Below are 15,304 nucleotides of genomic sequence, written 5' to 3' on the forward strand. Positions count from 1 at the left end.
AGCTAATTTTTATTAGTTTTTATGCCAGATATATACATTGGCAAAAAAAGAGGAAAACCAGATGTTCTCCTCTGGTGGTGCTTTAAATCTTACATGCGCCGCCGGCACAATCGTCTTCGGCTTCTATTAGGTTGTCGTCAGCACCATCACGTGTGTTGTGATAATACATCGTCTTAACACCAAGCTTGTAGGCGGTTAAAATATCTTTTAATACTTGTTTAATTGGCACTTTGCCACCTTCAAAACGAGAAGGGTCGTAGTTGGTATTGGCTGAAATAGTTTGATCGATAAACTTTTGCATAATGCCAACTAATTGTAGATAACCTTCATTACTTGGAATGTTCCAAAGAAGTTCATAATTATCTTTTAATTTTTCATATTCAGGTACAACTTGCTTTAAAACACCATCTTTACTGGCCTTAATACTGATTAAACCACGAGGCGGTTCAATACCATTAGTTGCATTAGAGATTTGTGATGAGGTTTCTGACGGCATTAATGCTGATACGGTTGAGTTTCTAACGCCATGTTTTTTAATACTAGCGCGCAACGACTCCCAGTCTAAATGTAAGGGTTCAGCGGTAACATTATCGATTTCTTTTTTGTAAGTATCGATAGGTAATATACCTTGAGATAAACGCGTTTCATTAAATTTAGGGCAAGCACCTTGTTCAATAGCTAACTGATTTGACGCTTTTAGCAAGTAGTATTGAATCGCTTCAAAAGTACGGTGAGTTAAGTTGTTGGCACTACCGTTTGAGTAGTAAACCCCATTTTTTGCTAAGTAATAAGCGTAGTTAATAACACCTATACCTAATGTACGACGCCCCATAGTGGCGGTATGTGCTGCCGGTACTGGGTAATCTTGATAATCTAATAAGCTATCTAAAGCACGCACGGCTAAGTCAGCTAGACCATCAAATTCGTCAAGGCTTTTAATAGCACCTAAGTTAAACGCTGATAATGTACATAGGGCAATTTCACCATTGGGATCATTAACATCTTCCATAGGCTTGGTGGGTAAGGCAATTTCTAGACATAAATTACTTTGACGAATCGGTGCCACAGAGGGGTCAAATGGAGAATGTGTATTACAGTGATCAACGTTTTGTAAATAAATACGACCTGTACTGGCACGTTCTTGAGCAAATAAAGTGAACAGTTCTATCGCTTTAATACATTTTTTACGAATTGAATCATCAGCTTCGTATTGAACATAAAGCGCTTCAAATTTCTCTTGATCTTCAAAGAATGCATCGTATAAACCAGGTACATCACTTGGGCTAAACAAAGTAATAGATTGACCTTTGATCAGACGTTGGTACATCAATTTATTAAATTGTACGCCGTAATCTAGATGACGAACGCGGTTTTCTTCAACACCTCGGTTATTTTTAAGTACGAGTAAGCTTTCAACTTCTAAATGCCAAAGTGGATAGAACAGGGTCGCTGCACCACCACGTACACCACCTTGTGAACAGCTTTTTACCGCGGTTTGAAAGTGTTTATAAAATGGAATACAACCGGTATGAAATGCTTCGCCATTGCGAATAGTGCTGCCTAATGCGCGAATACGACCGGCATTGATACCAATACCAGCACGTTGAGAAACATACTTAACAATGGAACTTGAGGTAGCATTGATTGAATCTAAACTATCACCACATTCAATCAATACACATGATGAAAACTGGCGAGTGGGGGTACGTACACCGGCCATAATAGGTGTTGGCAACGAAAGTTTAAAGGTAGAGATAGCATCATAAAAACCTTTAACATAATCCAAGCGCGTTTCTTTCGGGTATTTAGCGAATAAACAAGCCGCGACTAAAATATAAAGAAATTGTGCACTTTCATAAATTTCACCGGTGACACGGTTTTGTACTAGGTATTTACCTTCTAACTGTTTTACGGCTGCGTAACTGAAATTTAAATCACGGCCGTGGTCCATAAAGCTTTCTAACTGTTCAAATTCGTCAGCAGTGTAATCAATTAATAAATGCTGATCGTATTTACCTGCCTCTACTAAGCTGACGACATGTGGGTAAAGCTTAGGTGGCTCAAACTGGCCGTAGGCTTTTTTGCGCAAATGGAATATAGCTAAGCGCGCTGATAAATATTGATAATCAGGTGTTTCTTCTGAGATCAAATCAGCCGCTGCTTTAATAATAGTTTCATGAATGTCAGACGTTTTAATACCATCATAGAACTGAATATGAGACTTCAGTTCAACTTGAGAGACCGAGACATTGTCTAGGTCTTCAGCAGCCCAAGCAATTACTTTATGGATTTTTTCTAAGTCGATCAGTTCTTTTGAACCATTGCGTTTTGTGACAAAAAGTTTGTTAGTCATGCAGTACCTGTAAATCTGTTTGTTGTTATAAACACCCAAAATAGATGGATATAATGTTAATTGCCTCAAGATGATATTACACAAGGTAAATTGTATTTCATTCAAAATGCCTTTGAATGAAAAATGCACTATATCTTGGGGTTTTTACGAAACTGATCACAAGATAGTGCGGTTTGCGTGATATTGCAAGAACAAAAGTTGTCGAATATTGGTTGCTTTTTTTACAGTGAAAGTTCTGTTAGTAACAACTAACTTAGTAGCTCTTTTCAATTTTGATTTTTCTAAAACGCAACGGTTATTTTTATTTTTTTTTAGTCCTAAATTATTTTAAGTTATTTTTTATATTTTATATGACTAAAGGTAATATGAAAATAATAAGTGTTAATATTCAATGGCTTATGTTTTTAGTTGATTCTTGGACGCATTAATTGACGAATGATTATTTTATCAACGCTAATAGATGATATTTTGATGCTATTAGTTAAAACGCTAGTGAATAAGAAGGGGTGATTAGCCACTAAAGTGTGCTGTTTTTAATATTCATACTCATTTGGCATTGGGCTAGATTTACTGTCAGTAAAACGGGTTAATCGCTTAATGTCATAAGCAAAGTAAAGCTGCTCTAACACTGTTCTAAAGCTAACAGAGTAGTGCAGCTTATTATTCAGTATTGGTTAATAACTCAGTATCAGTTAATAAAACTGAGTAGGTCTAATGGCTTAGCGATGATATGATCTGCTTGCCAAGTTTGACAATTTTCGTTGTGAAGAATATATCCCCATTTAGCCACGAACGTAGTCATCTTGGCGCTATTACCGGCTTGAATATCACGTAGAGCATCGCCAATATAAAAACACTGTTTATGATCAACATTAATTTGCTGACAAGCGTGTAATATTGGCTCAGGATCAGGCTTTCGTTTAGTTAAGGTGTCACCACCGACCATAACAGCACAGTTTGCAAATTCAGGGTAATAAGGTAAAAGCAGTTTTGTTAAGCCCTCAGGTTTGTTGGTGATAATACCCCAAGGTATATTGTTGGTTTCTAAATTATTCAGTAATTGAGCAACGCCTGGATAAAGGCAGGTATGCTCAGCAATATTTTCTTGATAGTAATTGAGAAATTGTTGACGTAAAACTTCATAGTCATATTGTTTAATGGCTGAGCCAAAACCTAGGTTTAGTAATCCTAAAGCACCGTCTGAAGCAATAGGGCGATAATCTTTTGCGGCTACAGTTGGCTTATTGTAATGGTTTAAGACATGATTTAATGCCGCGCCTAAATCATCAGCGGTATCTAACAGTGTGCCGTCTAAGTCAAAAAGTACGCTGGCAAGTTGCACGGTGGAATGATGGGAAGTTGACATAATATCGCTCTATTTTGTTATCGTTATTTTTATCGGCGGGATTGCGGCGTTAATAAAATTTTTTATTAACGCGTTAATTTACACCCATGCTATTTCAAGCGGCAGTTTCAGCGTTAAGCTAGTACGGCTAAACGCGTTGACAGCAAAGAATATAGTTGACATCAAGTGATGAATTTAACTTATGATTTTCAGTCAAAGGATTATAGTGAATACCGGCGGCATCGATGCATTTCAGCTCATACGACTCAGCCCATGCTATTAATGTTGATGGGCGAATAAAACTTTTGTGGTCATGAGTGCCATTAGGCACAAGCTTCAAAATCTTCTCTGCTGCGACTATCGCCAATAAATAGGCTTTTAATGACTTATTCAGGGTAGAGAAAAAAACAAAGCCTCCAGGTTTAACCATTTGTGCACAGGCCTTTATAATAGATTCGGGGTCAGGCACATGTTCGAGCATTTCCATACAAGTAACGACATCGTAGTGTTGTGGCTGTTGTTGAGCCTTTTCTTCGGCGGTTATTTTTTGATAGTCGACACTAACACCGGCTTCTAAAGCATGCAGTTTGGCAACATTTAAGGGCGCTTGTCCCATATCAATGCCAGTAACATCTGCACCAAGTTGCGCAAGGCTTTCTGCTAAAATGCCACCACCACAGCCGACATCAATAATTTTTTTAGCAGAAATATCGCCGACATGTTGGCAAATAAACTGCCGGCGTAAAGGGTTAATTTGGTGTAGAGGCTTAAAATCACCATCAAGTTCCCACCATTGGCTAGCCACTTGTTCAAATTTAGCGATTTCGTCTGGATTAACGTTTAAAGGATTAGACATAACTACCATTGTTGTTGGTCTTTTAATATTGTCGATTCTAAAGCAATAATTACTGCAAGCCTAGTGTGAAAGTTGATTGACCTTAAATCGACAGAAAAAATGGTGATGTATGTTTTATTTGCAATGTCATTGCTAGTCCCGCATTACTTTGTTTTTTCACACTCAGGTTGTAGGTATATGGGTTACAATGATGGTAAAATAAGTGCTTGAATATGAGAGATGTTTAAAACACTAATCAGCGCTAATATTTCTAGGTATAGGCGCTTGAATTTAGCTGATAAATAGCTCTGAAATCAAATCCATATTATTGTTGTGGTTAATATAGAGCATTTACTTGAAACTTTACCGTTTTTAACGGCAAGATTAAGCAATACAAAGCGGTAGGGCATGACAAATATTTATGCTAGTATGCTGTGTTAATTATAAATATAATAATTTCGAAATTTTCTGAATTAGATTTACGTTAAGGGATACCATCAATTTATGACCGATTTGGCGAATAATATTGCTCCTGTCAATATTGAGGACGAGCTAAAAAGCTCCTATTTAGATTACGCGATGAGTGTAATCGTAGGTCGTGCATTACCAGATGTACGTGATGGCTTAAAGCCAGTGCATCGTCGCGTACTTTTTGCGATGAACGTGTTGGGTAACGACTTTAACAAGCCGTATAAAAAATCAGCACGTGTTGTTGGCGATGTTATCGGTAAGTATCACCCACATGGTGATACTGCTGTTTATGACACTATTGTTCGAATGGCGCAGTCATTTTCATTACGCTACATGCTTGTTGATGGCCAAGGTAACTTTGGTTCTGTTGATGGTGATTCAGCGGCGGCTATGCGTTATACCGAAATTAGAATGTCAAAAATCGCCCATTCTATTTTGGCTGATTTAGACAAGGAAACTGTTGATTACGTTGCCAACTACGATGGCACAGAAATGATACCAGCGGTAATGCCAACGCGCATTCCTAACCTACTTGTTAATGGTACCTCAGGTATCGCAGTAGGTATGGCAACTAATATTCCTCCTCATAACTTAACTGAAGTTATTAATGGTTGTTTAGCTGTTATAGAAAATGACGATATTAGTTTTGAAGAATTATTAGAATATATTCCCGGTCCAGACTTTCCGACAGCGGGCATTATCAGCGGTCGAGCGGGTATTCAAGAAGCTTATCTTACTGGCCGTGGTAAAATTAAAATTCGTGCTCGAGCTAGAATCGAAGTTGATGAGAAGTCGGGTAAAGAAACCATTGTTGTTTACGAATTACCTTATCAAGTTAACAAGGCCCGTTTGATTGAAAAAATGGCCGACTTGGTGAAAGAAAAACGTTTAGAAGGTATTTCTGCTTTACGTGATGAGTCTGATAAAGACGGCATGCGTATGGTGATAGAAGTGAAACGTGGTGAAGTGGGCGAAGTTATTTTAAATAACTTATATAAGCTTACTCAAATGCAAGTTTCATTTGGTTTAAATATGGTGGCTTTGACCAACGGTCAACCTAAACTATTTAACCTGCGTGAAATGATTGATGCCTTTGTTTTACACCGTCGTGAGGTGGTAACACGCAGAACTATCTTTGAGTTGCGCAAAGCACGAGAACGCGCACATTTATTGGAAGGTTTGTCGATTGCACTTTCTAACATCGACCCCATTATCGCATTAATTAAAAAATCACCAACACCAGGCGAAGCAAAAGAGCAATTATTAGCTTGTGGCTGGGACTTAGGTCTTGTGGCTGACATGTTAGCTGCTGCCGGTGATGACGCTGCACGTCCTGAGTGGGTTGAAGAAGAGTTTGGTATTCGTGATGGACAATATTTTTTAACGCCACCACAAGCACAGGCCATTCTTGATTTACGTTTACATAAGTTAACGGGCTTAGAACACGAGAAAATTTTAAGTGAATATAAGGTATTATTAGATGTAATTGCTGAATTACTTTATATCTTGGCAACACCTGCTCGCTTAATGGAAGTTATTCGTGAAGAGCTTGAAGCGATTCGTGATGAATTTGGTGATGAACGTCGCACTGAAATTACGAATGCCTCACATGATTTATCTATGGAAGATTTGATCACCGAAGAAGATGTGGTGGTAACGCTTTCTCATGAAGGTTATGTTAAGTATCAAATATTAAGTGATTATCAAGCGCAACGTCGCGGTGGTAAAGGTAAAGCAGCGACGAAAATGAAAGAAGAAGACTTCATTGAACGCTTACTGATTGCCAACACACATGACACCATTTTATGTTTCTCTGACCGCGGTAAACTCTATTGGTTAAAAGTATACCAATTGCCATTAGCAAGTCGTACCGCTCGTGGTCGTCCAATCGTTAATATTTTACCGCTTGATAAAGGTGAACGTATTACGGCTATTTTACCTGTACGCGAATACGAAGAAGATAAATACATTATTATGGCAACAGCGTCAGGTACGGTGAAGAAAACCGCTTTGACCGCTTATAAAAATCAACGTGCTAATGGTATTATTGCGCTGAATTTACGTGATGATGATACCCTCATTGGTGTTGCTATTACTGACGGAACTAACGACATTATGTTGTTCTCTGACGCTGGTAAAGTAGTGCGCTTTAATGAAAAAAGACGTGACAGTGAAACAGGCGAAATAAAAATTGATCCTGAAACAGGTCTAGAGCAATGGGCATTAAAACCTATTGGTCGTACAGGTACGGGTGTTCGTGGTATCAAGTTAGAGGGTGAGCAAAAAGTCGTTTCTTTAATTGTGCCTACCAATGATGGTCCAATCATGACCATTACTGAAAATGGCTACGGTAAGCGTACGGCATTAGATGAGTATCCTGCGAAGAGTCGTGCAACCAAAGGTGTTGTTTCAATTAAAGTCAGCGAACGCAACGGCCCTGTTGTTGGCGCGGTGCAAGTTGAAGAACAAGACGAAATCATGCTGATCACAGATAATGGTACCCTAGTGCGTACTCGTGTTAGTGAAGTTAGTGTTATTGGTCGTAATACTCAAGGTGTTCGTATCATTCGTACCATGGAAGGTGAACATGTTGTTGCCTTACAACGTATCGATGAAATAGCAGAAGTTGAAGTATTTGAAGAAAACGAGGATGGCGAGCTAGTGCCAACTCAAGTCATGGAGGGTGAGCAAGTCAACGCGCCTGATATTGATATTGATATAGAGAGCGAAGGCGATGAGCCAACACTCAATAATGACGATACTCCAGAGTAACTGTCGTTAATTTATAAAAAGGCGGTTATAACCGCCTTTTTTTATGCGTAAAATTTAGCCATTTAATTAGCTTGATAATGGTTATATCAAATTCTATTTTTGAATTGATGCTAGGTACCAAACAGGTATGCTAGTAGCGGCTAAATTTCATGTGAATTTTTACAGTGGCTATCATAGCAATTTGATTAATTAAGTGAACTACTTGTTCATTTTCATCATTAAAAATGAACAGGTAATTAATTGGGTAAAATACTCATACCATTTAGTTATTATCCACTTGTGCTCGTTAAAATAGCCCTAGGCTGTGTTGTTCATATAAAGGTGAGTACTTAGATTTAGTTTGGAACCATAAACCTGTGCTTTGATTTATTTTTCCTGCGCACAACAAGATCACAAATTTAATGGAACTGGTATAATATCGTGAGATAATAGAATAACTTGCTATTGATGACCCAATGTCAGGCCAATTATAATTTAATAAGTTTAATAAATAAGGGTGTAGTGTTAAATGTCTAGTGTTTACAATTTTTGCGCAGGTCCTGCGATGTTACCTGTCGATGTAATGAACAAAGCGCAGAGTGAATTTTTAAATTTTGCCGATACCGGTAGCTCTGTGATGGAACTGAGCCATAGAAGTAAAGAGTTTCTTGTTGTTGCAGGACAAGCTGAAGCAAATTTACGTAAGCTGATGGCTATTCCTGAAAATTATAAAGTGCTTTTTTGTCATGGTGGAGGTCGTGGTCAGTTTTCTGCTGTTGCCTTAAACTTGTTGGGTGAGACTAAAAAAGCAGATTATATCGTCAGTGGCTCTTGGTCTAAATTAGCGGCAGAAGAAGCCAGTCATTACGGTAATATTAATGTGTTCAATGCAATAGAACATATTGATGGCGTTCAACGTATTAAACCCAGTAGCGAATGGTCCATTAGCCCAGATGCCGCCTATGTGCATTATTGCCCCAATGAAACAGTAGACGGCATCGAAATTTTCGAAGTGCCAAATACCGGTAATATTCCCTTGGTTGCTGATATGTCGTCAACGATTTTGTCACGTGAATTTGACGTCAGCAAATTTGGCTTGATTTATGCCGGCGCGCAAAAAAATATTGGCCCGTCGGGTTTAACTATAGTTATCGTACGTGAAGATTTATTGGGTAAGGCGCACTTAGATACACCATCAATTTTGAACTATGAAATACAGGCTAAAAATGGCTCAATGTATAACACACCACCCACTTATGCTTGGTATTTAGCGGGTCTTGTTTTTGACTGGTTATTAGCTAAAGGTGGTGTGAGTGCTATTGCTGAAATTAATCACCATAAAGCGCAGTTACTTTATCAATATATTGATCAAAGTACTTTTTACAAAAACTCAATAGTGCCAGAAAATAGAAGTTTGATGAATATACCTTTTTGGTTAACGGATGACAGCTTATCTGCTGAATTTGTAAAACAAGCTGAAGCCCAGGGTTTAACTGCCCTGAAAGGCCACCGCATGGTTGGTGGAATGCGAGCGAGTATATATAACGCTATGCCAATAGAAGGCGTGCAAGCATTGATTAATTTTATGGACAGCTTTGCTCAACAGCATTAAGTGTCAACATTCAATAATATAATGAATATAGCAGCCTAGTGAAGCAATGGCCTAGGTTAAGCGGGAAGTTTCCGTAAAGGAAAGATTTAACTGGAATCATAATGTCAAACCTAGAAATTAAAAAAAATAGTACCTTAACAATAACGGCTAAACCTGGCCATAAAGTCAGCGGAGATATTTTAGTACCGGGTGATAAGTCCTGTTCTCATCGCTCTATAATGTTTGGCGCGCTTGCTGAAGGTACCACGCATATTAGTGGTTTTTTACCTGGTCAAGATTGCTTGGCAACGATGAATACATTTAAAGCTATGGGCATTGAAATTGAAGGCCCAGATAGCGAACACAATGTTACCGTACAGGGTAAAGGTTTACATGGTTTAACCAAACCAGATGGACTATTAGATATTGGAAACTCAGGCACATCAATTAGACTACTTTCAGGTATTTTAGCAGGCCAACGGTTTGAAACTCGTATGGCTGGCGATAATTCTTTAAACAAACGTCCAATGGGGCGAGTGATCACACCCTTACAACTTATGGGGGCTAATATTACCGCCGCTAGTGATGGCACGCCCCCAGTTGTGTGTAGTGGTTTAGCCGCAGATGAAAAACTTAATGCGATTGACTATTTATTACCCATGGCCAGTGCACAAGTAAAATCTTGTGTGTTATTGGCTGGTATGTACGCAGATGGCACAACATCTGTGACTGAGCCTGGCATTACGCGCGATCATACAGAACGCATGTTAACGGCCTTTGGTTATCCGGTTAAGTCGATAGAAACTGAACAAGGTAAGAAAATATCCATTGAAGGTGGCCACAAGTTAACGGCCTGTGATATTCAAGTGCCGGGCGACATATCTTCCGCTACTTTCTTTATGGTAGCGGGCTTAATTGCCAAAGAAGGACAAATAACTATTCGTAATGTTGGGATGAATCCCACACGTATAGGTGCCATTAATATTTTACAGCAAATGAATGGAAAAATACTTGTTACAAATGAACGGCTAGCAGGAGGTGAACCTGTTGCCGATCTTGTGGTATCATCTTCGCCGCTTAAAGGTATCGATATTGATGAACGTGATGTTCCACTTGCTATAGATGAATTTCCAGCAATATTTATTGCTGCAGCATGTGCAACGGGTATGACACGATTAAGAGGTGCTGAAGAATTACGTGTTAAAGAAAGTGACCGTATTCAAGCAATGGCAGATGGCTTAGTTGAGCTAGGTATTGATTGTACCGTTTACCCTGATGGTATCGATATTACTGGTGGCCAGCTAACTTCAGGTACGGTTGAAAGTCATGACGATCATCGTATCGCTATGTCATTTGCTATTAGCTCTCTAAGAGCTACAGGTGAAATAACAATTTTAGAATGTGACAATGTGGCGACCTCGTTTCCAAATTTTGTTGCATTAGCAAACCAAGTAGGATTGACGTTAATCCCAAGTAACTAACACCTTATTGTGTTAGAAAAAAGTCAGCTAGGAAGAATTGAATGAACCAACAAATCCCTGTAATTACAATTGATGGACCAAGTGGTGCGGGTAAAGGTACCGTTGCGCGTATTATCGCTGAGCAACTAGGTTGGCACTTATTAGATAGTGGCGCCATTTATCGTGTATTAGCCGTAGCGGCTCAGCACCATAATATTAGCGTAGAAGACGAGCAGTCCTTATTACCTGTAGCAGCGAATCTTGATGTACAGTTTCAAACCTGTAATGAAGGTGAAGGTAAAGTCATTTTGGAAGGCGAAGATGTATCTAACGCCATTCGTACGGAAGAAATAGGCGCTCTAGCATCGAAAGTTGCTGCGTTTCCTCGCGTACGTGAAGCTTTACTGCGACGCCAGCGTGCTTTTAAAGTTGGACCTGGTTTAGTTGCTGATGGTCGTGACATGGGCACTATAGTGTTTGTTGATGCGCCAGTTAAAGTTTTTTTGACTGCCAGCGCTGAAGAAAGGGCGCAAAGAAGATTTAATCAGTTGAAAGAAAAGGGCTTTGATGTTAAAATAACGCGCCTTTTGGATGACATACGTCTGAGAGACGAGCGAGATCAAAACCGCAAGGTGGCGCCGCTTGTTGCTGCAGAAGGTGCGTTAATTATTGATTCTACTGAGCTTTCTATTGAAGAAGTGGTCAGTAAAATCCTCTCATTTAGCAATGAAAGATTAATGCAAACTGAACATTAACCTATCGCCTACTGTAAGGATGCACTGGGCAACTATTTAATTACCCCATGAAACAATGACGTTGACTGGATTAATAACTGAGTTTATATACAAGTTATGACTGAAAATTTTGCACAACTATTTGAAGAAAGCTTAAAAACGATCGAAACACGTCCTGGTTCTATTATCAAAGGGACTGTAGTCGCCATCACAAAAGACAACGTTTTAGTTGACGCTGGCTTAAAATCTGAATCTGTTATTTCAATCGACCAATTCAAAAGCCTTACAGGCGAAGTAGAAGTCTCTGTTGGTGATGAAGTTGATGTATCGCTTAAAGCTACAGATGATGGTTTCGGTGAGACTATTCTTTCTCGTGATGACGCTAAACGTCATGAAGCATGGCAAGTGCTTGAAAAAGCATACGAAGAAAAAGAAACTATTATCGGTGTTATCAACGGTAAAGTTAAAGGTGGTTTCACAGTTGAAGTTAGCAATATCCGTGCTTTCTTACCTGGTTCACTAGTAGACGTACGTCCTATTCGTGATACTACTCATCTTGAAGGTAAAGATTTAGAATTTAAAGTTATTAAGCTTGATCAAAAGCGTAATAACGTAGTTGTATCTCGTCGTGCTGTTATCGAATCAGAAAGCAGTGTTGAACGTGATGAACTATTAGCTTCTCTTGCTGAAGGCATTGAAGTTAAAGGTATTGTTAAGAATCTTACTGACTACGGTGCATTCGTAGACCTAGGCGGCATTGACGGCCTACTTCACATCACAGATATGGCTTGGAAACGTGTTAAGCACCCAAGTGAAATCGTAAATGTTGGTGATGAAATTCAAGTTAAAGTATTGAAATTCGATCGTGAGCGTACTCGTGTATCTCTAGGTATGAAGCAGTTAGGCGAAGATCCATGGGTTGCTATCGCTAAGCGTTACCCTGAAGGCGCTAAGCTTACAGGTCGCGTAACTAACTTAACTGACTACGGTTGTTTTGTTGAGATTCAAGAAGGCGTTGAAGGTCTAGTTCACGTTTCTGAAATGGATTGGACTAACAAAAACATCCACCCATCTAAAGTTGTTAACTTAGGTGATACAGTTGAAGTTATGGTGCTTGAAATTGACGAAGAACGTCGTCGTATTTCTCTTGGCCTTAAACAATGTATCCCGAACCCTTGGGAAGAGTTCGCTAAGAACTTCAACAAAGGCGACAAAGTATCAGGTAAAATCAAGTCAATTACTGACTTTGGTATCTTTATTGGTCTTGACGGCGGCATTGATGGTCTTGTTCACTTATCTGATATTTCTTGGGCTGGCGGTGAAGAAGCTGTTCGTGAATACAAGAAAGGTGATGAGATTTCAGCGGTAGTATTACAGGTTGATCCAGAACGTGAACGCATCTCTTTAGGTGTTAAACAAACTGAAGATGACCCGTTTAATCAATATCTTGCAGATAACAAAAAAGGTGCTATTGTTACAGGTAAGGTTATTGAAGTAGACGCTAAAGGCGCTAAGATTGAATTAGCCGAAGGCGTTGAAGGTTACCTTCGTGTTGCTGATATTTCACGTGAACGTATCGAAGATGCGACAACTGAATTATCTGTAGATGACAGCGTTGAAACTAAGTTTGTTGGTGTTGATCGTAAGAACCGCACTATCAGCTTATCAATCAAAGCTAAAGATCAAGCAGACGAGCGTGAAGCTATGGATACATTGAACCAAGCACCAGAAGAAGAATCTGGTCTTAGTGCAATGGCTGAAGCGTTTAAAAACGCTAAGATATAATTCCTAGCAATACCAAGAGAAGAAGAGCTGCATTAAAGCAGTTCTTCTTTATTGTTTAAATCCGATGGCGCGAAGCTATAGTGAACACTGGAGGTCACATGACCAAGTCAGAACTCATTGAAAGATTAGCAGATAAATTAAATCATTTAGCTGCGAAAGATGTAGAACAAGCTATTAAAGAAATTCTTGAAATGATGGCGCACACTTTGTCAAAAGGTGAGCGTATTGAAATTAGAGGTTTTGGCAGTTTTTCGTTGCATTATCGCGCTCCTCGTGTGGGACGGAACCCAAAAACTGGCGAGTCTGTCGAGCTTGATGGAAAATATGTTCCACATTTTAAACCTGGTAAAGAATTACGTGAAAGAGTAAATCTTTCAATCGCGTAATTGCAGAATTTATGACTAAACGGCATGCTATCAGCATGCCTTTTTTTTGTGTTGTTTTGGATGAACTATTATGCGCCTTTATACTACTGTTATTGTTTTTCTTATCTTACTTGCCATTGCATTTGTATTTGGTAGTCAAAATGATCAAGTACTTACCTTAAATTATTTAATTGCAAAAACTAACCTTTCAGTTGCTGCAGCCGTCAGTTTATTTACCTCAATAGGTTTTGTGTTAGGATTATTATTTGCTTTGTTTTGGAAGCTGCTTGGCATGATAAAGACCAGCAAAAATAATCAACTGAATACGGAGAAGAAATCTTAGTATGCTAGGATTATTATTCTTATTGTTACCAGTTGCTATGGGCTATGGTTGGTTTATGGGACGCAATAGCGTTAAACAAAACGACCATTCAGCGACACAAGAACTTTCTATTAAATATTCTACTGGATTAAATTATTTATTTTCGAATCAACAAGATAAAGCGATTGATTATCTACTTGAAGCGTTAAAAGTTGAAGATGATACCGTAGAAGCTCACTTTGCCATGGCAAATTTATTTAGACGTCGCGGTGAGCTTGATAGAGCACTGAAAGTGCATGAGCATTTAGTGCGCCAAAAACACCTACCTAATAGTGCTAAACAGCAAGCGGTATTTGAATTGGCAAAAGACTTTCTTAGCGCCGGATTATATGATCGCGCTGAAGCGATGTTTCATAAATTACTAAAATCAAAAATTTATGGTTTGAAATCGCTAAGCTCTTTAATGAAGATTTATCAATCAACTAAAGATTGGCAACAAGGTATTGCGCTTAAAAAAGCCATCGCAAAAACTCGTGATACAAAACTCTTACATACTTTAGCTAATTTCTATTGTGAACTTGCTACTTTGGCATTAGAAAAAGATGAATTTATTGAAGTTATTGAGCTATTAGACAATGCATTAATCCATGATCCTAATTCGTCTCGAGCAAATTGGCTGATGGCACAAATATATGAAAATCATCAGCAATATAATGAAGCCTGCCAATGTTATAAGGCTATTTATGAGCAAGATAAAGAATTTTTCCCTGATGTAATAGAAAAAATGTTTATTTGTTATCAAGCACTTGATGCTGAAGAAGAATTTTTCCAATTTATCAGAAAGGTTTATGAAGAAACGGGTGCTACATCAGCGCTTATCAAATATTTATCACATATAGAGCAAGTTAAGGGGGTTAATCAGGCGAAAAAATTTATCTTAACAGCATTAAATCGCCGACCTACTATTCGTGGTTTTAAGTATTTTGTGAAAATGCAAATGAATGACGGCGAGTCTGAAAATACGTCTGAAAATCTTGAAGTGATCCGCGAGCTTGTTTCAGCTTATCTAAATGTTAAGCACCGCTATAGTTGTAGAAGTTGTGGTTTTAATTCTAGCACCCATTATTGGTCATGTCCTTCATGCCATGATTGGGAGCAACTTAAACCGATACGGGGTTTAGATGGTGAGTAATGCCACACTCTAAGTGCTCCAATTTTACAGTGTTAGCAGATTAAGCCTAAAATTTTTGACTTGCTGATGCAAATGACAAAACATAATAATTAACAATATT

General features: G+C 38.6%; 11 protein-coding genes. 8 read left to right on the plus strand and 3 right to left on the minus strand.

Features of this window, described 5'->3' with window-relative positions; translation table 11 throughout:
* Nucleotides 1-82 precede the first annotated feature (82 nt).
* The 3 genes from nrdA to ubiG all read right to left on the minus strand — a co-directional run bounded on the left by nrdA (nucleotide 83) and on the right by ubiG (nucleotide 4,554).
* On the minus strand, nucleotides 83-2,353 hold the full coding sequence (gene nrdA / locus H4J54_RS02585) for a class 1a ribonucleoside-diphosphate reductase subunit alpha (RefSeq protein ID WP_182189277.1): 2,271 nt from the start codon (nucleotides 2,351-2,353) through the stop codon (nucleotides 83-85).
* 688 nt (nucleotides 2,354-3,041) lie between these two features.
* Nucleotides 3,042-3,719, minus strand: coding sequence for an HAD family hydrolase (locus H4J54_RS02590; protein WP_182189279.1), 678 nt, complete (start codon nucleotides 3,717-3,719; stop codon nucleotides 3,042-3,044).
* A 127-nt stretch (nucleotides 3,720-3,846) separates the two neighbouring features.
* Nucleotides 3,847-4,554, minus strand: a complete 708-nt coding sequence (gene ubiG / locus H4J54_RS02595) for a bifunctional 2-polyprenyl-6-hydroxyphenol methylase/3-demethylubiquinol 3-O-methyltransferase UbiG (protein WP_182189282.1) — start codon at nucleotides 4,552-4,554, stop codon at nucleotides 3,847-3,849.
* 483 nt (nucleotides 4,555-5,037) lie between these two features.
* On the opposite strand from ubiG, the gene gyrA reads away from it, so the two are divergent.
* The 8 genes from gyrA (at nucleotide 5,038) to lapB (ending at nucleotide 15,204) form a co-directional block, all read left to right on the plus strand.
* A complete protein-coding gene (gene gyrA / locus H4J54_RS02600) occupies nucleotides 5,038-7,776 on the plus strand; it encodes a DNA topoisomerase (ATP-hydrolyzing) subunit A (protein ID WP_182189284.1) in 2,739 nt (912 codons plus the stop codon).
* Between the two features lie 508 nt (nucleotides 7,777-8,284).
* Complete coding sequence (gene serC / locus H4J54_RS02605) at nucleotides 8,285-9,367, plus strand: 3-phosphoserine/phosphohydroxythreonine transaminase (protein WP_182189287.1); 1,083 nt, start codon at nucleotides 8,285-8,287, stop codon at nucleotides 9,365-9,367.
* Between the two features lie 101 nt (nucleotides 9,368-9,468).
* Nucleotides 9,469-10,827: a 3-phosphoshikimate 1-carboxyvinyltransferase gene (aroA, locus tag H4J54_RS02610; protein WP_182189289.1), complete on the plus strand. Its 1,359-nt coding sequence runs from the start codon at nucleotides 9,469-9,471 to the stop codon at nucleotides 10,825-10,827.
* A 41-nt stretch (nucleotides 10,828-10,868) separates the two neighbouring features.
* Nucleotides 10,869-11,561 carry a (d)CMP kinase gene (gene cmk / locus H4J54_RS02615; RefSeq protein ID WP_182189292.1) on the plus strand — a complete coding sequence of 231 codons (693 nt, stop codon included), beginning with the start codon at nucleotides 10,869-10,871 and terminating at the stop codon, nucleotides 11,559-11,561.
* Between the two features lie 96 nt (nucleotides 11,562-11,657).
* The gene (gene rpsA, locus H4J54_RS02620; RefSeq protein WP_146879902.1) at nucleotides 11,658-13,325 is read left to right on the plus strand and encodes a 30S ribosomal protein S1; all 1,668 of its coding nucleotides are present in this window, start codon (nucleotides 11,658-11,660) and stop codon (nucleotides 13,323-13,325) included.
* Nucleotides 13,326-13,423: 98 nt separating this feature from the next.
* Nucleotides 13,424-13,711: an integration host factor subunit beta gene (gene ihfB / locus H4J54_RS02625; protein ID WP_077286743.1), complete on the plus strand. Its 288-nt coding sequence runs from the start codon at nucleotides 13,424-13,426 to the stop codon at nucleotides 13,709-13,711.
* 70 nt (nucleotides 13,712-13,781) lie between these two features.
* Entirely contained in the window at nucleotides 13,782-14,033 is a 252-nt protein-coding gene (locus H4J54_RS02630) for a lipopolysaccharide assembly protein LapA domain-containing protein (protein ID WP_182189294.1), read from the plus strand.
* A 1-nt stretch (nucleotide 14,034) separates the two neighbouring features.
* The gene (gene lapB, locus H4J54_RS02635) at nucleotides 14,035-15,204 is read left to right on the plus strand and encodes a lipopolysaccharide assembly protein LapB (protein ID WP_182189297.1); all 1,170 of its coding nucleotides are present in this window, start codon (nucleotides 14,035-14,037) and stop codon (nucleotides 15,202-15,204) included.
* Nucleotides 15,205-15,304: the final 100 nt, after the last annotated feature.

This window comes from Colwellia sp. MB3u-8 (assembly GCF_014076985.1).
Taxonomy (GTDB): Bacteria; Pseudomonadota; Gammaproteobacteria; order Enterobacterales; family Alteromonadaceae; genus Cognaticolwellia.

What these genes read in the sequence shown, in the direction of transcription:
- ubiG (WP_182189282.1), bottom strand. Translation starts at nt 4,554, where the DNA reads ATGTCTAATCCTTTAAACGTTAATCCAGACGAAATCGCTAAATTTGAA.
- H4J54_RS02590 (WP_182189279.1), bottom strand. Translation starts at nt 3,719, where the DNA reads ATGTCAACTTCCCATCATTCCACCGTGCAACTTGCCAGCGTACTTTTT.
- rpsA (WP_146879902.1), top strand. Translation starts at nt 11,658, where the DNA reads ATGACTGAAAATTTTGCACAACTATTTGAAGAAAGCTTAAAAACGATC.
- serC (WP_182189287.1), top strand. Translation starts at nt 8,285, where the DNA reads ATGTCTAGTGTTTACAATTTTTGCGCAGGTCCTGCGATGTTACCTGTC.
- gyrA (WP_182189284.1), top strand. Translation starts at nt 5,038, where the DNA reads ATGACCGATTTGGCGAATAATATTGCTCCTGTCAATATTGAGGACGAG.
- ihfB (WP_077286743.1), top strand. Translation starts at nt 13,424, where the DNA reads ATGACCAAGTCAGAACTCATTGAAAGATTAGCAGATAAATTAAATCAT.
- H4J54_RS02630 (WP_182189294.1), top strand. Translation starts at nt 13,782, where the DNA reads ATGCGCCTTTATACTACTGTTATTGTTTTTCTTATCTTACTTGCCATT.
- cmk (WP_182189292.1), top strand. Translation starts at nt 10,869, where the DNA reads ATGAACCAACAAATCCCTGTAATTACAATTGATGGACCAAGTGGTGCG.
- nrdA (WP_182189277.1), bottom strand. Translation starts at nt 2,353, where the DNA reads ATGACTAACAAACTTTTTGTCACAAAACGCAATGGTTCAAAAGAACTG.
- aroA (WP_182189289.1), top strand. Translation starts at nt 9,469, where the DNA reads ATGTCAAACCTAGAAATTAAAAAAAATAGTACCTTAACAATAACGGCT.
- lapB (WP_182189297.1), top strand. Translation starts at nt 14,035, where the DNA reads ATGCTAGGATTATTATTCTTATTGTTACCAGTTGCTATGGGCTATGGT.